General features: G+C 65.0%; 17 protein-coding genes and 1 tRNA gene. 10 read left to right on the top strand and 8 right to left on the bottom strand.

The window, feature by feature from the left end:
• Positions 1–60 precede the first annotated feature (60 nt).
• From fabG to fabD, 3 genes are read right to left on the bottom strand one after another with little or no spacing between them, the layout of a single operon-like run.
• Positions 61–783 carry a 3-oxoacyl-ACP reductase FabG gene (fabG, locus tag ACOGI7_RS07385; RefSeq protein ID WP_419851269.1) on the bottom strand — a complete coding sequence of 241 codons (723 nt, stop codon included), beginning with the start codon at positions 781–783 and terminating at the stop codon, positions 61–63.
• Positions 780–1,709, bottom strand: coding sequence for a beta-ketoacyl-ACP synthase III (locus ACOGI7_RS07380; protein WP_419851268.1), 930 nt, complete (start codon positions 1,707–1,709; stop codon positions 780–782). Before ACOGI7_RS07380 ends, fabG begins: the two co-directional genes overlap by 4 nt.
• A 13-nt stretch (positions 1,710–1,722) precedes the next feature.
• Positions 1,723–2,898, bottom strand: coding sequence for an ACP S-malonyltransferase (fabD, locus tag ACOGI7_RS07375; RefSeq protein ID WP_419851267.1), 1,176 nt, complete (start codon positions 2,896–2,898; stop codon positions 1,723–1,725).
• A 137-nt stretch (positions 2,899–3,035) separates the two neighbouring features.
• Here fabD and ACOGI7_RS07370 point away from each other — a divergent pair.
• The 4 genes from ACOGI7_RS07370 (at position 3,036) to ACOGI7_RS07355 (ending at position 7,831) form a co-directional block, all read left to right on the top strand.
• Positions 3,036–3,122, top strand: a tRNA-Leu gene (locus ACOGI7_RS07370).
• A gap of 93 nt (positions 3,123–3,215) precedes the next feature.
• Positions 3,216–4,427 (top strand): Fic family protein, encoded by a 1,212-nt coding sequence (locus tag ACOGI7_RS07365; protein ID WP_419851266.1) that lies wholly within the window; start codon positions 3,216–3,218, stop codon positions 4,425–4,427.
• A 73-nt stretch (positions 4,428–4,500) separates the two neighbouring features.
• Positions 4,501–6,264, top strand: a complete 1,764-nt coding sequence (locus ACOGI7_RS07360; RefSeq protein ID WP_419851265.1) for a uracil-xanthine permease family protein — start codon at positions 4,501–4,503, stop codon at positions 6,262–6,264.
• Positions 6,265–6,274: 10 nt separating this feature from the next.
• The gene (locus ACOGI7_RS07355; protein WP_419851264.1) at positions 6,275–7,831 is read left to right on the top strand and encodes a carboxylesterase/lipase family protein; all 1,557 of its coding nucleotides are present in this window, start codon (positions 6,275–6,277) and stop codon (positions 7,829–7,831) included.
• On the opposite strand, the gene ppk2 is transcribed toward ACOGI7_RS07355, so the two are convergent.
• Positions 7,825–8,670, bottom strand: coding sequence for a polyphosphate kinase 2 (gene ppk2, locus ACOGI7_RS07350; RefSeq protein ID WP_419851263.1), 846 nt, complete (start codon positions 8,668–8,670; stop codon positions 7,825–7,827). The two genes, ACOGI7_RS07355 and ppk2, sit on opposite strands and share 7 nt — an antisense overlap.
• A gap of 163 nt (positions 8,671–8,833) precedes the next feature.
• Between ppk2 and ACOGI7_RS07345 the strand changes: the two genes are divergently transcribed.
• Positions 8,834–9,937, top strand: a complete 1,104-nt coding sequence (locus ACOGI7_RS07345; RefSeq protein WP_419851262.1) for a metallophosphoesterase — start codon at positions 8,834–8,836, stop codon at positions 9,935–9,937.
• 17 nt (positions 9,938–9,954) lie between these two features.
• On the opposite strand, the gene ACOGI7_RS07340 is transcribed toward ACOGI7_RS07345, so the two are convergent.
• On the bottom strand, positions 9,955–11,058 hold the full coding sequence (locus ACOGI7_RS07340) for a hypothetical protein (RefSeq protein WP_419851261.1): 1,104 nt from the start codon (positions 11,056–11,058) through the stop codon (positions 9,955–9,957).
• A gap of 108 nt (positions 11,059–11,166) precedes the next feature.
• Between ACOGI7_RS07340 and ACOGI7_RS07335 the strand changes: the two genes are divergently transcribed.
• The 5 genes from ACOGI7_RS07335 to ACOGI7_RS07315 all read left to right on the top strand — a co-directional run bounded on the left by ACOGI7_RS07335 (position 11,167) and on the right by ACOGI7_RS07315 (position 19,057).
• Entirely contained in the window at positions 11,167–11,457 is a 291-nt protein-coding gene (locus ACOGI7_RS07335; protein ID WP_419851260.1) for a hypothetical protein, read from the top strand.
• A complete protein-coding gene (locus ACOGI7_RS07330; RefSeq protein WP_419851259.1) occupies positions 11,450–12,136 on the top strand; it encodes an ANTAR domain-containing response regulator in 687 nt (228 codons plus the stop codon). The genes ACOGI7_RS07335 and ACOGI7_RS07330 overlap by 8 nt, the downstream gene beginning before the upstream one ends.
• Positions 12,129–14,864 carry a DNA polymerase I gene (gene polA / locus ACOGI7_RS07325; RefSeq protein ID WP_419851258.1) on the top strand — a complete coding sequence of 912 codons (2,736 nt, stop codon included), beginning with the start codon at positions 12,129–12,131 and terminating at the stop codon, positions 14,862–14,864. Before ACOGI7_RS07330 ends, polA begins: the two co-directional genes overlap by 8 nt.
• Before the next feature lie 206 nt (positions 14,865–15,070).
• Positions 15,071–16,432, top strand: a complete 1,362-nt coding sequence (gene rpsA / locus ACOGI7_RS07320; protein WP_419851479.1) for a 30S ribosomal protein S1 — start codon at positions 15,071–15,073, stop codon at positions 16,430–16,432.
• 102 nt (positions 16,433–16,534) lie between these two features.
• Positions 16,535–19,057 carry a leucine-rich repeat domain-containing protein gene (locus tag ACOGI7_RS07315; RefSeq protein ID WP_419851257.1) on the top strand — a complete coding sequence of 841 codons (2,523 nt, stop codon included), beginning with the start codon at positions 16,535–16,537 and terminating at the stop codon, positions 19,055–19,057.
• A gap of 13 nt (positions 19,058–19,070) precedes the next feature.
• Here ACOGI7_RS07315 and ACOGI7_RS07310 read toward each other — a convergent pair whose 3' ends face one another.
• The 3 genes from ACOGI7_RS07310 to ACOGI7_RS07300 all read right to left on the bottom strand — a co-directional run bounded on the left by ACOGI7_RS07310 (position 19,071) and on the right by ACOGI7_RS07300 (position 22,078).
• Positions 19,071–20,006 carry an N-acetylmuramoyl-L-alanine amidase family protein gene (locus ACOGI7_RS07310; protein ID WP_419851256.1) on the bottom strand — a complete coding sequence of 312 codons (936 nt, stop codon included), beginning with the start codon at positions 20,004–20,006 and terminating at the stop codon, positions 19,071–19,073.
• Positions 20,007–20,102: 96 nt separating this feature from the next.
• Positions 20,103–20,624 (bottom strand): hypothetical protein, encoded by a 522-nt coding sequence (locus ACOGI7_RS07305; RefSeq protein WP_419851255.1) that lies wholly within the window; start codon positions 20,622–20,624, stop codon positions 20,103–20,105.
• A gap of 92 nt (positions 20,625–20,716) precedes the next feature.
• Positions 20,717–22,078, bottom strand: coding sequence for an ATP-binding protein (locus tag ACOGI7_RS07300; RefSeq protein ID WP_419851254.1), 1,362 nt, complete (start codon positions 22,076–22,078; stop codon positions 20,717–20,719).
• Between the last annotated feature and the right edge of the window lie 3 nt (positions 22,079–22,081).

Here is a 22,081-nt window from a genome sequence, read left to right as displayed (position 1 = left end):
TTCTCTCCTATTCGTGGACGGGTGGTCCTTGGATGGGTTTTCCAATGCGTATCCGGGCATTCATCCTCCCATGCCCAAGCCACCGTCTACCGGAATTACCGCTCCGGTGACGTAGCCGGCGGCGTCGGAGGCCAAGAAGGAAATGGTGGCAGCAATTTCGGAGGGTTCGCCCAATCGTCCGAGGGGAACCGCGTCGATGATGGCCGAGCGGCGGTCCTCGTCGAGCTCGTTCAACATGTCGGTGCCCACTGGGCCGGGTGCCACCACGTTGACGGTGATGTTGCGGCTGGCCAGTTCCTTGGCCAGCGATCGGCTCAGCCCCACCAGGCCGGCCTTGGAAGCGGCGTAGTTGGCCTGCCCGGCCTGGCCCACGGCGCCCACCACCGAAGACACGAACACGATGCGGCCCCAGCGGTTGCGCATCATCGACTTGGTGGCCCGCTTGGCCACCCGGTAGCCGGCGGTCAGGTTGGCGTCGATCACGTCGGTGAAGTCGGCCTCGCTCATGCGCATCAGCAGCTTGTCGCGGTTGATCCCCGCGTTGGACACCAGCACTTCGACCGGGCCGAGCCGCTCTTCGATCTCGGCGAAGGCGGCTTCGATCTGGTTCTCGTCGGTCACATCGCAGCGCACTCCCAACAGATCGACTTGCCCGTTGGTTTGCGGGGGCTCGCTGCGGTAGGTCACCGCCACCTGATGGCCGCTTTGGGCGAACTCAGTGGCTGTCGCCAGCCCGATGCCCCGGTTCCCGCCGGTCACCAGGACAACCCTGGATGTGCTCACTGGCCCCAGCGTAGCAGCGCGGCGGCGACGCTCATACCTGCGCCGAAGCCCACCAAAAGCACCACATCACCGTCGTTTATGGCCCCCTTCGACACCGCCTCGTCCATGGCCAGCGGGATGGAGGCCGATGAGGTGTTGCCGGTGGTCTTGAGCACGGTGGCCGCCTTCTCCAAGGGGATGTCCAGGCGTTTCATGGCGCTTTCGATGATCCGGAAGTTGGCCTGGTGGGGGATCACTGCGGCCACATCCGATGCCTCCAGCCCGGCGTCGGCCAGCACTCTCTGGCTGGCTGAGACCATGACCCGCACCGCTTGGCGGAACACCTCTTTGCCGTCCATTTTGATGTAGTCGCCGAAGTCGCAGATCAACAGGTCGGCGAAGCGGCCCTCGGAGCCCATGTAGGTGCTGAGCACGCCCCGGTCGTCGCGGATGGCCGGCTCCAGCACCACCGCCCCGGCCCCGTCGCCGAACAAGATGGCGGTGGAGCGGTCGTCCCAGTCGGTGAACCGGCTGAGGGTGTCCACCCCGATCACCAGCACCCGCTCCATTCCCGCGGCGATCTGGGCTTGGGCCAGCGACACGCCGTAGGTGAAGCCCGAGCAGGCCGCATTCAGGTCGAACGCCCCGCACATTGCCCCCAGCTCGTTTTGGATGCGATTCGACACCGCGGGGAACACCTGGTCGGGGGTGCAGGTGGAGCAGATGATCAGGTCGAGGTCGGTGGCGTCGATCTCCGCCTGCTTGAGGGCGATTTTGGCCGCTTGACCGCCCAGTTCCAGGCAGCTGCCCCCCACACGGCGCTCGTGGATGCCGGTGCGCTCCACGATCCACTCATCGCTGGTGTCGAGGGTTTGGGCCAAGTCGTGGTTGGTGACCACTCGGTGGCCTGTCGCGGTGCCCAGACCGGTGATAGCCGCTCTCGTCATCAGCCTGTGTTCCTCAGTTGGTCCTCAGCCAGGCGATGGGCTGGCTGGCGGTGACCCGCTCGCCCTCCACAGCCAGGAATCCCATGATCACACCGGCCCAGGGAGTGCGGACCTCGGTGTCGCCCACATGCCCCAGGAGCTGTCCGGCGGGCACTCCGTTGCCCAGCAAGTTGTCGTCGGTGGGCTGGAAGACGCCGGCTGCGGGGCTCACCACCAGCCGCTCAGTGGCGAACAGGGCCTCGCCCTCCAGGGGGCCGGCAGCGGCTACTGGGGGCCCGGCCAGAGCCTCCAGCACCGCGTCGATGTCGGCGGGGGCGTTCACTTTGAGCGATTGGCAGTCCTTGGCGGTTCGCTTCACCGTCCCGGTGAGCACCGCGCCCGGCCCCAGCTCTACGAAGGTGGTGAAGCCGTCGTCGCACATGTTGTGGACCGACTGGCGCCAGCGCACCGGGCTGGTGAGCTGATCGTTGAGAAGGTCGGCCCAGACGTCGGCGCCGGTGTGGGCGGCGGCGTCCACGTTGGCGTACACCGGATGGTCGGGAACCCGGAACTCGGTCTTGCCGATCGCCTTTTGGAGCCGGTCTTTGGCCGACGCCATGAACGGGGTGTGGAAGGCGCCGCCCACGGGCAGGGCCATGACCCTTTTGGCCCCCAGGTCTTTGGCGATGGCGCCGGCTGCGTCCACCATCGGGGGGGCGCCGGCAATCACCACCTGGCCGGGGGCGTTGTAGTTGGCCACCCACACGCCGCCGTCGGCCTGCTCGCAGGCCTGCTCCACCAAGTCGTCATCGAGGCCCATGACCGCGGCCATGGTGCCGTCTTGTTCTTCGGCGGCCACCTGCATGGCCTCGCCCCGCTCCGACACGAGGCGAACGCCGTCGTAGAAGTCCACCACCCCGGCGGCCACCAGCGCGGAGTATTCGCCCAGGCTGTGGCCGGCGTGCCCGGCAGTCTCGATGCCCACCCGGGTTACCGCGTCCAGCGCGATCATCGACACCATGAACGTGGCGAGTTGGGAGTTGCGGGTGTGGCGCAGCTCGTCGTCCCCTGCGTCGAGCAGGAGCTGGCCCACATCGCGCCCCGCTGCTTCAGAGGCCTCGGCCACCAGCTCCCACGAGGGGTGGTCGACCCAGGCCGAACCCATGCCGGCCTTTTGGGATCCCTGGCCGGGATAGGTGAAGCAAATCATCAGGTGTCAGACCTCTCAGACGACAGTGGGGTTTCAACACTCTACGAGACAAGCCCCTCTGTCCAAGGTATCCAGCAAGCTTCCCTGCTATTGCACTGGGTAAACTGCCCTTCCCCCAGCCAGCATGCTGGCCCCCCGCCCGGGTGGTGGAATTGGTAGACGCGCCGGACTCAAAATCCGGTTCCCGCAAGGGAGTGAGGGTTCGAGTCCCTCCCCGGGCACCAGTGTGCTGGAGCGGTGTGGGTCTGCGCCTAAACGCAAACGCAGAGAGTTTAGGTAATAGTATAGTTGCCTAAACTTCTGGAAGGGGTGTTGAGGTGTCAGTGGAGGGTTGGCCGGCTGCGGATCGCCGGGCGGTGGTCGTCGACAATGAGCTGTACCGCCCCTGGATTGACGATAGCGAGCCGCGCATCACAGTCGTGCAGACGGTGCCCACAAGGATTGCGGGCCAGCCGGTGCCGCCGCCGGGGCGAGATGCGGCCCAGTCGGTTGAGGCGGCTAGGGATGAGATCGGCCGCTTGCGGGCACAGTCGGAGTTTGGGTCTGGGGTGCTGGGGCACCTGAGCGCGGTGTTGATCCGCGCCGACGCGGTGGCGTCGTCGCAGATCGAGCAGATCACCACCTCGAGCGAGGCGTTGGCGGTCGCACTGGCCGATCTGGGGGAAGAGGAGGCCGACCCGGTCCCCCGGGGCACTGAGCTGGTGGCTGCGAACGTGGCCACCGCGCTTCACGCCTTTCGGTCCGACGAGCCCATCGACGCCGAGTGGTTCCACCGGCGACACCGCAGCTTGCTGGCCGCAGATTCCGAGATACTGCCGCGGCACCTGGGAGCGTGGAGGGACTGCGCGGTGTGGATTGGCGAGAACCGCCAGACCGCGGATTTCGAGGGCCCGCCCCATGACCAGGTGGCGGCGCTGATGGACGACCTCGTCAGCTTCGCCGCCCGACAGGACCTGCACCCCGTGGTCCACGCCGCGATAGCTCACGCCCAGTTCGAGACGATCCACCCCTACGTCGACGGTAACGGCCGTGTCGGCCGCCTCTTGATCCACCCCCTCCTTGACGCCGGCCCGGCACCGGTTCCAGTGGCCCACGGCCTTTTGCACGACCCGGTGGGCTACGTGGACGGCCTCAGTGCCTACCGGGCCGGAGACGTCGACGCATGGGTGGCCGTGTTCGCGGCCGCGGTGGCCGACGGCGCAACCGCCGCCATCCGCCTCGTCGGGCGCGTCGACGACCTGCGCCAAGACCACCGAGCCCGGGTCCGCACCCGGGCCGGATCCGCGGTCGAGCACATCCTGGACTCGCTCATCCACACGCCAGCCATCACTGCCCGCCACATACAAGACACCTACGGCGTGACTCCGGGCCGGGCATCGCAAATACTCCACCAGCTCGCCGAAGCCGATGTGCTCCAACCCAGCGCACACCGCGCCGACAGATCCCAAGTGTGGGTGGCCCACCACGTCATCGACGCCATCGACACCATCAACTCCACCCTCCCCCGCCGCCACCTCCCCAGCCCTTGACTGGAGCCCTAACACGGAAGTGCAGGGACTTCAGCGGTTTGAATCTGCTGTCTGGTCTCGTAAGCATGGGGTCATGGAACAGGGCGATTTAGCTGATCAGCGTCGGATTCGGTTTGAGCCTGATGACAAGCCGCCGACCGCGCTGACGGCGGGGATGGGGCTTCAGTTTGCGATTCTGTCGATCGCGGGCATTGTGCTCACGCCGGCGATCGTCATCCGAGCCGCGGGTGGAAGCGACTCGTATCTCACTTGGGCGGTGTTCGCGGCGGCAGTGGTCAGCGGCATCAGCACCATCCTCCAGGCGGTCAAGTTCGGGCGCATCGGCGCCGGGTACGTGCTGCTCATGGGGACGTCGGGGGCGTTCATCGCCGTGTGCGTGGCGGCCTTGGTGCAGGGAGGCCCCGGCTTGCTGGCCGTGTTGGTGGTGGCGTCTTCGCTGTTCCAGTTCTTGCTCGCCTCGAGGCTCTCGTTGTTCAGGAGACTGATCACGCCCGTGGTGGCCGGCACCGTGCTGATGCTCATTGCTGTGACCGTGATGCCGCTCATATTCGACATGGTGACAGCGTCACCGGAAGGCGAATCCGACTGGAGCGCGCCGACGAGTGCCCTGGTCACCATTCTCGTGGTGATTGGCATCGCGCTGAAGTCTTCCGGGAGCCTGCGGCTGTGGGCGCCAGTGATCGGCGTGGTGGCTGGCTCGATTGTGGCCGCCGCCTCCGGACTGTACGACTTCGATCAGGTGTCCGACGCCGCCTGGGTCGGTGTTCCCGACAGCGGTTGGCCCGGTTTCGATTTCTCATTCGACTCGGCGTTCTGGAGCCTTCTGCCCGCTTTCGTGATCGTCACGATCATTGGCGCGGTCGAGACCATCGGCGACTCAGTGGCCATCCAGCGCGTGTCGTGGCGAAAGCCGCGAGCGGTGGACTACCGCGTGGTGCAGGGAGCAGTGGCCGCTGATGGCACCGGCAATCTGCTGTCGGGGCTGGCCGGCACAGTGCCTAATACCACCTACTCATCAAGCGTCTCCATTACCGAGTTGACCGGCGTGGCCGCTCGCCGCGTGGGTGTCGCCATCGGCGTCGTATTCATAGTGTTCGCATTCTTGCCCAAGTTCTTGGCGTTGGTGCTCGCTATCCCCGATGCGGTGGTTGCGGCGTATGTCACCGTTCTGATCTCGCTGCTGTTCGTGGTGGGTATGAGGATCGTCTCCGAGGAGGCTGCGGACTACCGAAAGGGCCTGATCGCGGGCATCGCCTTCTGGCTCGGCGTCGGATTCCAGAACAGCCTGATCTTCCCGGAATACCTGGAGGGCTTCGCCGGTGGCTTCCTGGAGAATGGCATGACCTCGGGCGGCCTCGTGGCCATCGTTCTGACGCTGTTCACCGAGGCCACCCAATCCCGCCGCCATCGGCTGCGCACCAATCTGGCAATGCCGGAGCTCCCTCGCATACAGGAATTCCTGAGCGCCTTCGCAAAGCGCCACGGCTGGGCGGCATCGATGTCGCAGAGGCTGGACGCGGTGGCTGAGGAGACAATGGTCACGCTGCTCGACGCCGAGCAGGCCGGAGACGCTCCAGAGGACCGAACGCTGCGCGTCACCGCCAGCAAGCAGGACGGGCGGGCCGTGCTCGAGTTCGTGGCTGCGGCCCGGGGGGAGAACATCGAGGACCGGCTGGCCGTGCTCGACGAGCCGACGGCAGATCGGCCCGTTGAGCGCGATGTCTCGCTGCGCCTACTCCAGCACTACGCGACCTCTGTGCTCCACCAGCAGTACCACGAACTCGAGATCGTCACCGTCCACGTCAACCCCCCGGCCGGTGGCGCATCGGATGAATAGCCGCAGGGAATTGGGATCTGTCGTTGAGACGACACATGGACCGGTTCGGGGCGCGGTTGTTGACACGCCATACGGGGCGGTGCGGCAGTTCTTGGGGATTCTCTACGGCAGGCCTCCGGTGGGAGACGGGAGGTTTTGCGCTCCGGAGCCAGCAGAGCGGTGGGGTGGGGTGCTGGATGCCAGCTCATTCGGGCCTGACCCCGTCCAGGCAGTCGATGGCCCGTACACCGGGGTGATTCCGGGAGCCGATGCAACCTCGGTGTCGGAGGATTGCTTGACGCTCAATGTGTGGGTTCCGGTGGGGGAAACGGCTGACTTGCCGGTGTTGGTGTGGATCTATGGTGGGGCGTTTCTGACGGGAGGGAGCTCGTTCCCGCTCTACAACGGGGCCAGGTTGGCGGCCGAGCAGCAGGCGGTGGTGGCCTCGGTGAACTACCGGGTGGGGGCGCTGGGGTTCATGGACCTTCGCCAGGTGCCGGGCGGTGAGGGAACCACCGCGAACTGCGGCCTGCACGACATCCGGCTCGGCCTCGAATGGGTGGCGGCCAATGCGCCCCGCTTCGGCGGCGACCCGGCGACGCTGACCGCTTTCGGTGAGTCCGCGGGAGCAGGGTCGATCCTGCATCTTCTCGGCAGTCCGGGCATCTCAGGGGTGCTGCGGCGGGCCATCATGCAGAGCCCCGGGGTCGATATGACCCAGTCGCCCGACGTGGCTGACACAGTGACGCAAACCTTCATGAAGCATGCCGGGGTGGGCGACGTCGCCGGACTCCGAGAACTGGAGCCAGAAGCAGTAGTCGAGGCCCAGCTTCCGACAATCATGGACATGTTTGCCACCGCGGGGGCCATGCCGTTCCACCCCGTGGTCGACGAATCGCTCATCCCGGCAAAGCCGTCGGAGCTGCTCCAATCGGGAATAGCGACCGACGTCGGTGTGCTGATCGGCGCGACTGCCCATGAGCTGCGCCTGTTCCACCAGGAACTCCCTGAAGAGAGCTCCGGGCAGATCCTGCATCACACGGTGAGCGGCCACATCGCCGACAGAACCGGCGCCGAGCCCTTGGCCGGTGAAGTGGCAGCAGTGGTGGGGGAGTACCGCCGGGCTGCCGGGGGCACTGCCTGGACCTCCGACTCCGACATCCTGACCGCCATCAACACCGATGTCTCTATGAGGGAGCCCATCCAGCGCATCGCCGACTTGCGGGCCGCCGCCGGAGCGAGCACCTACCTCTACGACTTCCGGTGGTGCTCGCAGGCCGACCCGGACAAAGGGGCATTCCACGCCATCGACTTGCCCTTCGTGCTCGACAGCTTCCACGTCGACGGCTGGCGCGAGTTCATCGGCGCCGACCATGCCGCCGAGGCGCTGGGCCGGGGCATCCGCACGGCATGGGCGGCATTTGCCCGCACCGGCGACCCGTCAACCGCCGAGCTCGGCCCCTGGCCCGGCTACGACCTCGACCAGCGCACGGCCATGATCCTCGACGCCACTCCAACTCTGGCTTCCGACCCGCTCCAAAAGGAGAGGTCCATGTGGCGGCCAACCGGCCGGGGGGACTCTCAGTAGACCTCGGGCACGAAGGTCTGGTCGGACATGGGAGGGCGCACGTAGCCGGTTCTGTCTTGGCGCTCGGGGAGCTCGACCTCCTCCCAGGGCACTTCCTCGTAGGGGATCATCGACAAAAGGTGCGAGATGCAGTTCAGCCGGGCCGCCTTCTTGGAGTCGGCGTTGACCACATACCAGGGGGCCTGCTTGATGTCGGTGTGGGCAAACAGGGTGTCTTTGGCCTTGGAGAACTCCACCCACCGGGTTCGGCCCTCGATGTCGATCGGGGAGAGCTTCCAGCGCCGCATCGGATCGTTGATCCGGTTGTGGAACCGGCGCTCCTGTTCTTCGTCGCTCACCGAGAACCAGTACTTGATCAAGATGATCCCCGAACGCACCAGCATCCGCTCGAACTCCGGACACGACCGCAGAAACTCCCGGTATTCCTCCTCGGTGCAGAACCCCATCACCGGCTCCACCACCCCCCGGTTGTACCAACTGCGGTCGAAAAGGATCATCTCCCCGGCGGCGGGCAGCTCGGCCACATAGCGCTGGAACCACCACTGGGTCTTCTCCCGGTCGCTGGGGGTGCCCAGTGCCACCACCCGAACCACCCTGGGATTCGTCCGCTCGGCGATGCGCTTGATCACCCCGCCCTTGCCAGCGGCGTCGCGCCCCTCGAAGATCACCACCACCTTGAGCCCCTTGTGGCGGATCCAGCGCTGCAACCGCACCAACTCCTCTTGGAGTCGAGACAGCTCCTGCTCGTAGTCCTTCTTCTTGATCCTCGGGCGCGGCTCAGGCCTTGGGGCATCCGCTCCGGCGATTCCCAGAACATCGTGCTCAGGTTCTGGACTCATGTCCTGAGGGTAGTTCCGGCACTATTTTCCGACAATAGGGTCAATTGGTCGGATTCGAGCCGCAGCGGTGGACCCGACCAGTAATTCAAGAGACCGGGTCGTAATATCCCGGTCGCGGGTGGGTCCGTCGGGGGCATCAAGAGTCTTCGGAGGATCGCAAACCTTGAATTACTACGTGATAGCCGCCGCCGTTGTGGTGGGAACGGCGACGGGAGCCGCTTCGGTCTATTGGATACACCGGGGAGTCGGCACCGGATGGATAGTCCTCGGTGCGGCGAGCGTCGGGGTTGGCGGCACCATGGCTTTTGCCGCGGTGGCTTTGCTCTTCACCGGTCTAGATCACTTCATGGTCGTCCATGTCGTATATCTGGTATGCGTTGTCGGCCTCCCGTTGGCCGGGGCGATTGTGTTGGCGTTTGGCCGCCCCTGCCCCCTGGTCATCACCACCCTCTGCCTCGTCTCGTTCACGGCGATTCCGGTTGGCGTCTACGCCACCCATATCGAACCGTTCTGGCTGCGAGTGGATGCAGCGACGCTGGCCGTTGAAGGCATCAGCGAGGATATCCGCATCGGTGTGATTGCAGATCTTCAGACCACCTCAATCGGCAACTACGAGAATGAGGCAATCGACCGGTTGATCTCCTTTGCGCCCGACATTGTGATGTTCCCCGGAGACTTGCATCAGATCGAAGCGGGCCAGTTCGAAGAGCGAGCGCCGCAATTCACGCAGCTCGTTCAACGGCTCGTCGACGCAGTGCCTGTTGTCTACTTGGTCAACGGGCACTCCGACACCGTTGCTGAACTTCACCAGATCACCCATGGGACAGGGGCCCAAGTGCTCGACAACGAGATTGCCACGTTGGAGTTGAAAGGGAATGTCGTCCATATCGCGGGAGTGTCGCTACTCGGCCGCGATTATGAACCTGCCGCTCAACTGGCTGTTGACCGGCTTTCCAATGACGACCTACCCGGCGTGCGGATCCTGCTGGCCCACGAACCAGACGTAATCAAGTTGCTGGAGGGAAGCACCGTGGACCTGCTCGTCTCGGGCCATACTCACGGCGGGCAGGTTGCGATTCCATTCTTCGGCCCTCCTATCACCGCGTCCAGCGTGCCCAGACATATCGCGGCCGGGGGTTTACACGAACTCCACGGCACCCCGACCTATGTGTCCACCGGAGTAGGACGAGAGCGGGGCAACGCCCCCCAGGTGCGTTTTGGCGTCCGCCCGTCGATCGGAATTATCGATTTGGTCGCTGAGAAATAGCCTGAGACCGAATTCGTCTAGCGCAAGCTCTCCAGGTCGGCGACGTTCATCACTCGGAGGGTAGGGGGGATGTCTTCGACCACTTGGTTGTAGCGCAGGCCCATGGTGCCGTGGCGATGGTGGGCGGTGTCGATCCAGTTGGCGAAGCCGGGGTCCTCGTCGGCCACGATGATGCGGGCGGTGCCGTCGGGCTCGTACACCGCGCTGTGCTTGTTGACGGTCACTTGGAGCCACTCGTAGTCAAGCGACTCCTCCCAAATGTTGTTGAGCTGGAAGTTCCAGTAGTACGCCTCGATGGGCGGGACGTCTATCACCATGGCCTGGCCCGGTTCGAGCGTCCAGTAGCCGTGGCGGAACAACTGGGTGGGGTCGCCCCAACCGCCCGGCTTGTCGTGAGTGGGTAGGAACTCAAGCGTGTTGGGCCGCTCCTGGAACATGTCCAGCCACTCGACGAACCGCCTGGCGATGCCGTGAACCTCCAACGCGGCCCGGGCCAGGCCCATGGTCAGCTTCTGCGCCGACAACGGGGGCACAGGATCGCTGGGGCCGTTGAGGCACTCGATTTGAAGCTCGGAGGGCCGTTCGGTGGTCCGATCGAGATAGAAGTTGCGAATGGCGATCTGGTTGGTCTCCGGCCCTGTCGGCAGCCACCGCTGACCGGGCTCCAGTTCGGGCTCGTTGATGCTGGCGATCACGTCCACGTACTCGTTCGGCTGGGGATGGTTGAACGCAAGGGCGCCCTGTCGGCCGGGGGGTGGCGCCCCTTGCCAGAAGCCGCCGGAGAAAGAGTTCAGGCTCAGGTAGTTGACGGTGCCTCGCGGTCCATGGATGCGGTAGTCGAAGGCGCCTTTGATGCCGACGCTCTGGTAGAGGGCATCGGGGTTGTCGCAGCCGATCTTCAGGTTGTGGGCTATCGGCAGGATCTGGGCATAGCCGGGCCCGTGGTTCTCAAGGCGCCCGAGGCCACCTCGGGTCAGACGGCTCAGATAGCGGAAGCCCTCCAGCCGGTCGAGGTCGTCGGTGCTGTTGTCGAGGATGATCTGGCCGGCCTCCTTCAAGTTGTCGCAGAAGTCGGCCCAGACCTTTCCGTTGACTGCGTTCTCCTGGATCTCATCGCTCATCGGTGTTCTCCTCCTGCCCTCGCTGTGCGCCAAAAGGCTAGTGGCGCTCCTAGATTTGGCCTGTAGCTGAAGCAGTGTGTCGCCGCGATTGGTGGATAGCATCGGCTCGTGACCCAGAGCAGGGCCGAGCGGAGATTGGCCGAGTTGGCCGACCGGTTGAAGCGGCTGCGAGGCGACTTGGAAGTGGCCGAGGAGCAATGCCTCCACTTTGAGGATCTGGCCGAAGATGCCCGGCTGCGGGCCCTGGTATCGGAGACCCCCGCCGCTGAACGCCAACACCGCGACGCCGCCCGCCAGGCCGAGACCATGGCTCGGCATCGGGCCCGGCTCCGGGAGGAGATCGGCAGCTTGGAGGAGCAGCAAGACGATCTGCTGGACAGGTTCTATTCCGATGTCTGACCCGTCGGCCCAGACCGACTCCACCTCGGCGGCCGATCCGTCGGCCCAGGCTGCCCCCACCCCATCGACCGATCCGGTGCGGATCGTGTTGGCCGAGGACGAGGCCATCATCCGCCTCGACTTGCGGGAGACCCTGGAGGAGGAGGGCTACGTGGTGGTGGGGGAGACCAGCCGGGGCGATCAGGTGCTCGACCTGGTGCGGGAGAAACGCCCCGATGTGGCCATCTTGGACGTGAAGATGCCGGGGACCGACGGGATCACCGCCGCCGGTCAGATCCGCGACGAGCGGCTGTGCGCGGTGCTGCTGCTGACCGCTTTCAGCCAGCGGGACCTGATTGCCCGGGCCGCCGACGCCGGGGCGCTGGCCTATCTGGTGAAGCCCTTCGAGCGGGCTGAGCTGGTGCCCGCGGTGGAGGTGGCCCTGGTGCGGTTCCGAGAGCTGGTGGCGCTCAACCACCAGGTGGAACGGGCTGAAGCCCGGTTGGAGGCCCGCAAGGCCATCGACCGGGCCAAGGGGCGGCTCATGGACGTGGTCGCCATGTCGGAGTCCGACGCCTACAGCCACATTCAGCACCAGGCCATGAGCGAGCGCCGTCCCATGGCCGAGGTGGCTGCCGAGATCGTCGAGATGGGTGACGACGAGCTGAGAGCATTGAGCGGAGTTCGCGCCGATGGCTGAGGGGGGTGCCGCGGGCCAGGAGCCGGGAACCGTCATGCTGGTGGACGGGAACTCCCTGGTCTATCGGGCGTTTTTCGCCGTACCCGAGGACATGACCACCGCCAGCGGGCAGGTGACCAACGCGGTGTACGGCTTCACCAGGATGCTGTTGACCCTGCTGCGCGACCACGGTCCCGACCGGGTAGGGGTGGCCTTCGACCGGCGCGAGCCGACCTTCCGCCACGAGCGGGAGCCCAGCTATAAGGCCAACCGCGAGGAGACTCCCGAAGCGCTGCGCCAGCAGATGGGCATTGTCCGCCAGCTAGTGGACACGCTGGGGATTGCCGCGGTGGACCACGTCGGGGTGGAGGCTGACGATGTGATCGCCACGCTGGCCACCCAAGCCCGCGACCGGGGCGAGAACGTGATCGTGGTGACCGGCGACCGGGATGCCTATCAATTGGTGGAGGACCCCCACGTTCGGGTGCTCTACAACAAGCGGGGGGTTTCCGACTACGCCCTCTACGACGAGGCCGGCATTGAGGAGCGCACCGGGGTGAAGCCGTCGGACTACGTGGCCTACGCCGCCCTGCGAGGCGACCCCTCCGACAACCTGCCCGGTGTGACCGGGGTGGGGGAGAAGACCGCGGCCAAGCTCATCAACGCCTATGGCTCCATCAACGAGCTGTATCAGCACGTGGGCGATCAGACCCCGAAGCTCCAGCAGAACCTGGACGAGGCTCAAGAACGGGTGAAGCTCAATTTGGAGCTGATGGAGCTGGTGCGAAACGTCCCGCTCGACCTGGGGGTGGAGGATCTGGGCTTGGCCCCGCCGAAGACCGCCGAGATCGAGGAGCTGTTCGACTTTTTGGAGTTCAGGAGCCTCCGCGACTTCGTGACCGAAGTGCTGGATGTGGATCTGGGCGATGACGGCGACGTTGGTGGGGTGTTGGAGGCCGAGGTCGAGACCATCGCAACCGCAGATGCCGCCACCGAAGCGCTGAATCGGCTGGCCGACAGCGGCGAGCCGGTGGCCCTGGCCGCAGGCTGGGGCGACCCGTTCGACCAGAGCCAGCCCCATCGGCGCCGCCTGCTGGGCCTGGCCCTGGTTGCCGACTGCGACGCCGGCCAAACGGTGTGGCTGCCCTCCGAGCTGTTGGAATCCTCGGGCCACGACGCCCTGGCCGCATTCTTCAGCGCCGGGACCCCGTTCATGGGCCACGACATCAAGCCGTTTGTCTTGTGGCTTGTGTCGCAGGGCATCGATGCCGCTGGGCTGACCCTGGACGCCCAGATCGCCGCCTATCTCCTGGACCCGGCCAGCGGGCGATTCGGGCTCGACGATCTGATGCGGACGCACACGTCGATGGAGTTGCCGGGGATCGACCAGCCCGACGAGGGCCGGCTGTTCGACGACGAATCCGGCGAATCGGTGGAGCCGGCTATGCAGGCCGGCCTTCAGGCCCTGGCCGTGTCCCATCTGGCTGCTCCACTCCTGGACGCCTTGGACGCCCAAGGCCTGAGAGGCCTCAACGATGATATGGAGGTGCCCCTGGTTCGGGTGCTGGCCCGCATGGAGCACGTGGGCATCGGGGTGGACGTGGAGGGATTGACCGGCTTGCGCGACCGGCTGGTGGCCGACGCCGAGCGGCTTCGGGCGCTGGTGATCGATGCCGCGGGCGAGGGGAGCTTCAACGTGAACTCCTCCAAGCAGGTGGGCGAGTTGCTGTTCGACAAGCTGGGCCTTCCCCCTCAGAAGAAGACCAAGACTGGGGCCTACTCCACCGACGCCGGCACCCTGGAGAAGCTGCGGGGCGAGCATCCGGTGGTGGATGCGCTGCTGGACTACCGGGAGGTGGAGAAGCTGCGCTCCACCTACGGGGAGGGCTTGGTGGCCGCCGTGGGGCTCGAGCCCGACAACCGCATCCGGGCCACGTTCAACCAGACGGTGGCCCGCACCGGGAGGCTCAGCTCCGACGCCCCCAACCTGCACAACATCCCGGTGCGCACCGAGACCGGGCGGGTGTTCAGGGAGGTGTTTGTGGCCGCCGAGGGCTGCGAGCTGCTGGTGGCCGACTACAACCAGATCGAGCTGCGCTGCATTGCCCACCTGGCCGAGGATCCCGGGTTGATCCACGCGTTCGAGTCGGGCCAGGACGTACACACCTCTGTGGCCTCCCAGGTGTTCGGCATCGAACCCGGCGCGGTGGGGATCGAGGAGCGGTCCACCGCCAAGATGGTGTCCTACGGTCTGGCCTACGGCATGGAGGCCTACGGCTTGGGATCGCGGCTGAACATCCCCACCGGAGAGGCCGCGGTGATCCTCGACGCCTACTTCGGGGCCTTCCCCACGCTGCGGGAGTACATGGATCGAGCGGTGGCCGAGGCCCGGACCCGGGGCTACACCGAGACCCTGTTCGGGCGGCGGCTTCGGATTCCCGAGATCAACTCCTCCAATTTCCGGCTTCGCCAAGCAGCCGAGCGTCAGGCCATGAACGCCGGCATCCAGGGCTTGGCCGCCGACATCTTCAAGGTGGCCCTGGTGAGGATCGACCACGCGCTCCAAGACCGGGGGTTCGCCAGCCGCATCATCCTCCAAGTACACGACGAGGTGATTCTGGAAGTTCCAGAGGGCGAGCACGACGGCGTGGCCGAGCTCACCGTGGCAACCATGGCCGAGGCCTACAACTTGAGGGTTCCCCTCGAAGTGCACCTCTCCTCGGGGCACACTTGGGCCGACGCCAAGTAGCCCAGTACAAGGCGTGCTGTTAGCATCAACGGGCCGGTTCAGGCTGCTGCGCCGCGCCCATTGTCCTATCCATTTCCTCCTGTGAGGCTCAACTCAACGTGTCCGACCTCGATACCGCCCCATCCACCCAACCCGCACCGCCAGCCGCCACGGCTGTGATCGACGCCCCCGACGGTGTGGGAACCTTTGACGCTGAGGGCAACTACATCCCCCGTCAGATCACCGACCAGGACATCGAAGACCAGTTCTTGGACGACGCATACACCGCCACCATGGTCCAGGTGGAAGACGGCCAGATCGTCTCCGGCAAGGTGGTGAAGGTTGACCGCGACGAGGTGCTGCTGGACATCGGCTACAAGTCTGAGGGGATCATCCCCACTCGGGAGCTGTCCATCCGCAACGTGGTGGACCCCGGCGAGATCGTCACCCTCGGCGAGGAGATCGAGGCCCTGGTGCTCCAGAAGGAGGACAAGGACGGCCATCTGATCCTGTCGAAGAAGCGGGCCCAGTATGAGCGGGCATGGGGCAACATCGAAGAGGTCAAGGAGAAGGAAGGAACCGTCTCGGGCCCCGTTATCGAAGTGGTCAAGGGCGGCCTGATCGTGGACATCGGTCTGCGGGGCTTTCTGCCTGCCTCGCTGGTGGAGCTGCGCCGGGTGCGCGACCTCCAGCCCTATATCGGACAGACCCTGGAGGCCAAGATCATCGAGCTCGACAAGAACCGCAACAACGTGGTGCTGTCCCGCCGGGCGTGGCTGGAGGAGACCGAGAAGGAACAGCGCGAGGCCTTCCTGGACAACCTCAAGCCAGGCGAGCGCCGCAGCGGCGTGGTGTCGTCGGTGGTGAACTTCGGCGCATTCGTGGATTTGGGCGGCATGGACGGCCTGGTGCACGTGTCCGAGCTGTCGTGGAAGCACGTCGATCATCCCAGCGCGGTGGTGCAGGTGGGCGACGAGATCGAGGTGCAGGTGCTGGAAGTGGACCTCGACCGGGAGCGCATCAGCCTCTCGCTTAAGGCCACCCAGCAGGATCCCTGGCAGGAGTTCGCCACCAGCCACCAAGTGGGCGAGCTGGTGTACGGCCGGGTTACCAAGCTGGTGCCGTTCGGGGCCTTCGTGCAGGTGGGCGAGAGCATCGAGGGCTTGGTGCACATCTCGGAGATCTCCTCCCACCACATCGACTTGCCCGAGCAGGTGGTTACCCCCGGCGAGGAGCTGTGGGTGAAGATCATCGACCTCGACATCAACCGCCGCCGCATCAGCCTGTCGATCAAGCAGGCTGCCGAGGGCGGTGTGGTGGCCGCTGAGTTCCAGGAGCACTTCGGCGAGCACGCCTACGACGCCGAGGGCAACTACATCGGCGCCGTCAACGAGGATGTGGCCGCCGACCAAGACGAGGCCTGGGCCCAGTACTACTCCGAGACTGGCGAAGGCCTAGAAGCCGCTCCCGCCGAGGGTGAGGGCGTCGAAGCATCTCCCGTCGAGTACGAGACCGCCGAAGCAGGCTCAGAGGTTCTCGAAGGGCCGGTAGAAGAACTGGTAGGAGAACCGGTAGAAGACCCGGTCTAGTTTCAGGCGTCGAAGGGCATCCCCTGTCCAGGGGGTTTTGGGCGCCAGCATCCACGCCGCAGCATCCCCAAAGTCTGTGGGGCTGTTGCCTAGCCTGAACGAATGCCGCAAATCGGTCGTTTCGCCGTTGCCCTGCTCGCTGCCGCCACGCTGGTTGCCTCACTCTGCGCATTGCAGGCCAGCGCCGAGGAACATGAGAACGAGGCGGACTCCGCGAACGACCGCGAGGCGCTGGTCGCCCTCTACGAGGCCACCGGCGGAGACGACTGGAGCGACTCGAGCGGCTGGCTCGACGACGGGCCGCTGGGCGGCTGGTACGGCGTCACCGTCGACGAAGACGATCGGGTCACCGGCCTGTCGTTGGCGTCCAATGGATTGGTGGGGGAGCTTCCGGCTGGGCTCGGCAGCCTCGAGTACCTTGAATCACTCGACTTGGGGAACAACGAACTGGTAGGCGAGCTGCCTTCCGAGCTCGGTGGCCTTTCCAACCTCGTCGAACTGGATCTTCAGAACAACCGTCTAGAGCGCAACATTCCCGCTGAGTTGGGCGAGCTTTCCCAGCTCACGGTGCTCGACCTCAAGTACAACGGACTTTGGGGGCCGCTCCCGGCAGAACTCGGTCAATTGAGCGAGCTTCGCATCCTGGACTTGCGGGGCAACGTGTTGTCGGGCGAGATCCCCGCCGAGTTCGGCGATCTCTCCGAGCTCACCCACCTGATGATGCGGTTCAACGGACTGTCGGGGGAGATTCCCGGGGAGTTGGGCGACTTGGGTCGGCTGGAGTGGCTGGATCTCAGCAACAACCGGTTGTCGGGGGAGATTCCCGGGGAGTTGGGCGACTTGGGTCGGCTGGAGTGGCTGGATCTCAGCAACAACAAGCTGTCGGGGTCGATCCCGGGTGAGCTTGCCGACCTCTCCCGACTACGGCATCTGAGCTTGACGGCCAACGGGTTGTCGGGGGCGATTCCGGCTGCGCTCAGTCGCCTCACCGAGCTGAGGCACCTGTCGTTGTCGGCCAACCAATTGTCAGGGGGGATTTCCTACCGGCTGGGCCGGCTCGAGAACCTTCAAGAGCTGCGGCTCGGCCACAACAATCTCACGGGCCGGATCCCACCCGAACTGGGCAGATTGGGAGGCCTTCGCCAGCTGTGGCTGGAGGACAACGACCTGTCAGGGGAGATTCCCGCTCGATTGGGCAATCTGGTCGGGTTGAGGCAGCTGGATCTGCAAGGCAATCAGCTGTCGGGGGGCATTCCTGCTGAATTAGGCAACCTGACAAAGCTGAGGCAGCTGGATCTGCATGGCAATCAGCTGTCGGGGGGCATTCCTGCCGAACTGGGCAACCTGGTGGCCTTGGAGGATGTCGACCTCAGCAACAACTGGTTGTCGGGCCCGATTCCTGAGGGCATCGCCACGATGACCGGGCTGGAAAGCCTGTTGCTGCACGACAACGTGTTGTCGGGGGAGATTCCTTCGGACATCGGCGGTTTGGGCCGGTTGGAGGTGTTGGATCTCTCCAATAATCGATTGTCGGGGGATATTCCGGCGAGGATCGGCGGCTGGACCCGGCTCACCGTGTTGGATCTGTCCAACAACCGGCTCACCGGGGAGATTCCGGAAGATTTGGGAGGGCTGAATCGCTTGGAGTACCTGGACCTGCGGAGCAACCGGCTTTCCGGCAATGTGCCGGAAGGCTTCGCCCATCTCTGGTCGCTGACCCACCTGCTGCTTCGGGACAACCAGCTGTCGGGGGAGATTCCCCCTTCCCTCGGAGGACTTGAGAAACTCCAGTGGCTCGATCTGAGCATCAACTTCTTGTCGGGGGAGATCCCCGCTGAACTGGGGCAGCTTGCCGACCTCCAGGCGCTGTATCTGAGCTACAACCGGCTCACTGGCGAGCTGCCCCCTGAGTTGGGCGAGCTGTCGAATCTGAAGCACCTGATGATCCGCCGCAACCAGTTGGAGGGGGAGATCCCCGCTGAATTCGGCCAGTTGGCCGATCTGGAGCGGCTCAACCTGTGGGCCAATCAGCTCTCGGGGGAGATTCCCGCCGAGTTGGGCCAGATCGCCAACCTCACAAGACTGGACCTCGACGACAACGAGCTTTCGGGAGAGATTCCCGCCGAACTCGGCAACCTCGTCAAGCTGCGGGAGCTGTGGCTGAACGGCAATCAGTTGACGGGAGAGATTCCCGCTGAATTGGGCAACTTGATCAACTTGAGGCGGCTGTTCCTCGACGGCAATGAGTTGACCGGGAAGATTCCCGGCGAGCTGGGCAATCTCAGCAGCCTCACGCGCCTGTGGCTGAACGGCAATCAGTTGACGGGCGGGATTCCCGGCGAGCTGGGCAATCTCAGCGAGCTGGCGTACTTGTATATCGGCGACAATCAGCTGATGGGTGGGATCCCCGCCGAGTTGGGCAATCTCAGCAACTTGACGCATGTGTACATTGGCGACAACCAGCTCACCGGGCAGGTTCCCGCCCAGCTGGGCGCTCTTGGCAAGCTTGTAAATCTGTTCATCAGCGGCAACCAGCTCACCGGCTGCCTACCCGCCGCCTGGGAGTCAGCCGACCTCAAAGGCAGCGATCTAGAGCTACTCGACCTGGCGTTCTGCGAGGAGTGAGCCCAGAGCGGCTCTATTCCAGGGGGGGATCGACGCAGGGGATTGAGCCTGAGTGCGGGTTGAACGTGCGCGGCTTTTGGATGAACCCGGAGCCGGAGCGATCGGTTTGCAGGTAGGCGCTGATGGCATCGGCGGTGGCTTGGGCCGCGATGCGGATGTACTCGTCGGTGGCGAACAGTGCGGCCTCTGAAGGATTGGAGAGATACCCGTATTCGACGAGGGCAGCGGGGACAGCGGGGTGGCGCAACATCCCGTAGGTGTCTTCGCCGCTGGGGAGCAGTACTCGCAGCACGCCGGCGTCGGGCAGGCGGCTCCAAGAGACGTTGTCGAAGGCTGATAGCGCGGTGGTGATCTCCTCATAGAGCAGACCGCCGAGGCGAGCGGAGTCGGGGCGGGTCTGCTGGGTCGTAGCTGACTGCACGAACACCTCTGTGCCGGGAACATTGCTGCGGCTCCAGGTGGGGGCGTTGTGGTGGATCGATATCAGCGCTTCGGTTCGAAGGGCATCGGCGAATGCAGCCCGGACCGAGAGCAAGATGCCGTAGTCGCCCGCCCGCGTGGTTGCGGCTGGGATCCCGCGTTGGGAGAGCTCTTCAAGCACGGCGCGGCTGAGCGTCAGGTTCAGGTCGCGCTCAATCAGGCCGTTGGGAGCGACGGCACCGGTGTCCCACTTCCCGCCATGGCCGGGGTCGATGACTACCCGCGGCCTCTCGATTGGCACGCCCGTAGAAATTTCAGCGGTCCTGCCGCACGGGGTCCGCACCACGTAACCGGCATCAGTCTGTCTTAGGACTGCCACCGGGATTCCCAACGCGGTGAGCACCGCCGACGGAACGCCGCTATGGGCGCCCGCCGGCGGTGCCTCCTCTTCTTCGGGGGGAAATGGTGCCGTCACCGCGGTGGGCAAGGCCTTCGGCGGAGGAGCCCCCACCGCGTCTTCGCGTGTCATCCGAGTTGATGCCGGATCGTCAATATTGATCCCGCACGCTGCGAAGAACACGAGACAAACGACCACAGCGATGGCTGGCACTGTTCGGGGCTTTGATCAGTGAGTGTGGTCGTCGTGGTTGAAGGGGTGATCGTCGACGTGGTTGTCGTCTTCGTGATCGGCGTGGTCGGCGTGGCTGATGCCGCAGCTGGCGTGGTCTGAGCTTTCGGTGCTGTGGTTTTCTGCGCAATCAGCGTCGTGTTCAGGGCCTGCTGCGCTGTTGGCATGTGCTTCGTGCTCTGGGCCTTCGGCCGCGTGGCTGGTGCCGCAGTCGGCGTGGTCTGAGTCTTCGGTGCGGTGGTTTTCCTCACAGTCAGCTTCGTGCTCTGGACCTTCCTCGCTGTCGGCATGGTCGTCATGCGCTTCTGTCTCAGGGTCTGGCGTCGGAGTTGCCGGAGTCCCGGCATCTTGTCCACTGGCCAGGCCGACCGGCAGGAGAAGGGCTACGGCCAGCGACACCGCAGCCATAACTCCGGTAGCGGCAATGATCGCAAGCCACTTGCGCGGGCCGCTGGGCTCCGGTCTGGTGCTGATCTGACCCGCGTCTTCCGGGTGGTTCCGTTTCTGTTCAGCGCTCATTTGTTCCGCCTTTCCGGGGGTTGTCGATATCTGAGCGCTGCCAGAATCTCGAACGAGTGTGAGCAGACGGTTAGGCCCCGGTCAGCGTCGCGCTATGGCAAGACAGGAATCTCCACGGTGAATCGAGTGCCCGAAGGCTGACGGGCGGCCACGCCCACCTCGCCTCCCATGGCCTCGGTCAGCTCGGCCACGATGGCCAAGCCCAATCCTGAGCCCGCCTCTTTGGGCTGGGGAGTGTGCCGGGCCACGTACAGGCGTTCGAACACGTGGGGGCGGTCTTCCTCGCTGATGCCCGGTCCATCGTCTTCCACCGTGATGACGGCCCAGGACTCGTCGCCCCGGTTCTCCAGCCGGGATTCAACTTTCACGTGAGAGTCAGCAAACTTGAGCGCATTCTGAACCAGATTGGCAATCACTTGGGCTACCCGTCCGGGGTCGCACCAGGCTGCGACCGGCTCGTCGTTGATCACCTGCAAGTTGATGTCACGGTCGGCCGCGCTCTGGGCGAATCCCGCGCAGACCTCTTGTCCCACGACACCCACGTCGGTCTGGCGGTATTCCAGCGGGAACTCCTTTGCATCCAGTCGGGCCAGGTCCAGCAGATCGCCTACCAACCGCTCGAGGCGGATGGCCTCAGAGACGATGACTTCGGCAGCCTGCACCTGATTGTCGGCAGTGCCGTCGGAGATGGCTTCTCCGTAGCCCCTGATGGAGGTGAGCGGAGTTCGCAGGTCATGGGATATGGACATCAGGAACTGGCGCTCCAGGTTCTGGGAGCGCTCCAGCGATGCGGCCATCTCGTTGATGGAGGTCGACAGGTCTTTGATCTCGTCTTGGCGGCTCTCGTCCACCGGAACCCGGGTGCTGAGATCACCGCCGGCGATTTGTTGGGTGGCGTCGCGGGCCTGGCTGAGAGGCCCGGCCAGTCGACGGCTCAGCACTACCGCCACCCCTGCTCCCAGAGCAAGTGATATCGCCGCCGACACCCCGAGCCAGCGCAGAACAGCACCCAAGAGCTGATCGGCGGTGTCGGTTAGCACGACGGCGATGGTCAGCGAACCAGTTTGCTCGGCGGCAGCCGCCCACGCGGTGGATCCCCGGATTCCGCTGATCGACTCTTCTGTGCCCGAGGCCAAAGGCAGGAGGTCTTCGGTTTGTACGTGCTCCGGCAGCCTGCCCGTGAATACTCCGTTGTCGAGGAGTAGGACGACAACGTCTTTTCGGTCGAGGTTTTCGGCTGCTTGGACCAGGTGGGAGTTGAGATGCGAGCGGTCGCCGTCCTCGTCGAAGTGGACCGTGGCCATCAAGCTGGCCAGCACATCGGCCTCTTGTTCCAGCACCTGTCGGGTGGCTTGGTGATCGGCCCGCCGCACCAGCACAAGGGTGACGATGCTGGCCAGCAGCAGGGCCACCGCCACGGTCCCCACGACGGCAAAGGTCAGGCGCCGCTGCACGTC

The sequence above is a fragment of the Candidatus Poriferisocius sp. genome (assembly GCF_965204145.1).
Lineage (GTDB): Bacteria > Actinomycetota > Acidimicrobiia > Acidimicrobiales > Bin134 > Poriferisocius.
This window is presented reverse-complemented; position numbering and strand designations above follow the sequence as displayed.

Excerpts from the sequence above, each read along its gene's own strand:
- ACOGI7_RS07330 (WP_419851259.1), top strand. The coding sequence starts at position 11,450 with ATGTCTGACCCGTCGGCCCAGACCGACTCCACCTCGGCGGCCGATCCG.
- ACOGI7_RS07360 (WP_419851265.1), top strand. The coding sequence starts at position 4,501 with ATGGAACAGGGCGATTTAGCTGATCAGCGTCGGATTCGGTTTGAGCCT.
- ACOGI7_RS07305 (WP_419851255.1), bottom strand. The coding sequence starts at position 20,624 with ATGAGCGCTGAACAGAAACGGAACCACCCGGAAGACGCGGGTCAGATC.
- ppk2 (WP_419851263.1), bottom strand. The coding sequence starts at position 8,670 with ATGAGTCCAGAACCTGAGCACGATGTTCTGGGAATCGCCGGAGCGGAT.
- ACOGI7_RS07340 (WP_419851261.1), bottom strand. The coding sequence starts at position 11,058 with ATGAGCGATGAGATCCAGGAGAACGCAGTCAACGGAAAGGTCTGGGCC.
- fabD (WP_419851267.1), bottom strand. The coding sequence starts at position 2,898 with ATGATTTGCTTCACCTATCCCGGCCAGGGATCCCAAAAGGCCGGCATG.
- polA (WP_419851258.1), top strand. The coding sequence starts at position 12,129 with ATGGCTGAGGGGGGTGCCGCGGGCCAGGAGCCGGGAACCGTCATGCTG.
- ACOGI7_RS07380 (WP_419851268.1), bottom strand. The coding sequence starts at position 1,709 with ATGACGAGAGCGGCTATCACCGGTCTGGGCACCGCGACAGGCCACCGA.
- ACOGI7_RS07310 (WP_419851256.1), bottom strand. The coding sequence starts at position 20,006 with ATGACACGCGAAGACGCGGTGGGGGCTCCTCCGCCGAAGGCCTTGCCC.
- ACOGI7_RS07315 (WP_419851257.1), top strand. The coding sequence starts at position 16,535 with ATGCCGCAAATCGGTCGTTTCGCCGTTGCCCTGCTCGCTGCCGCCACG.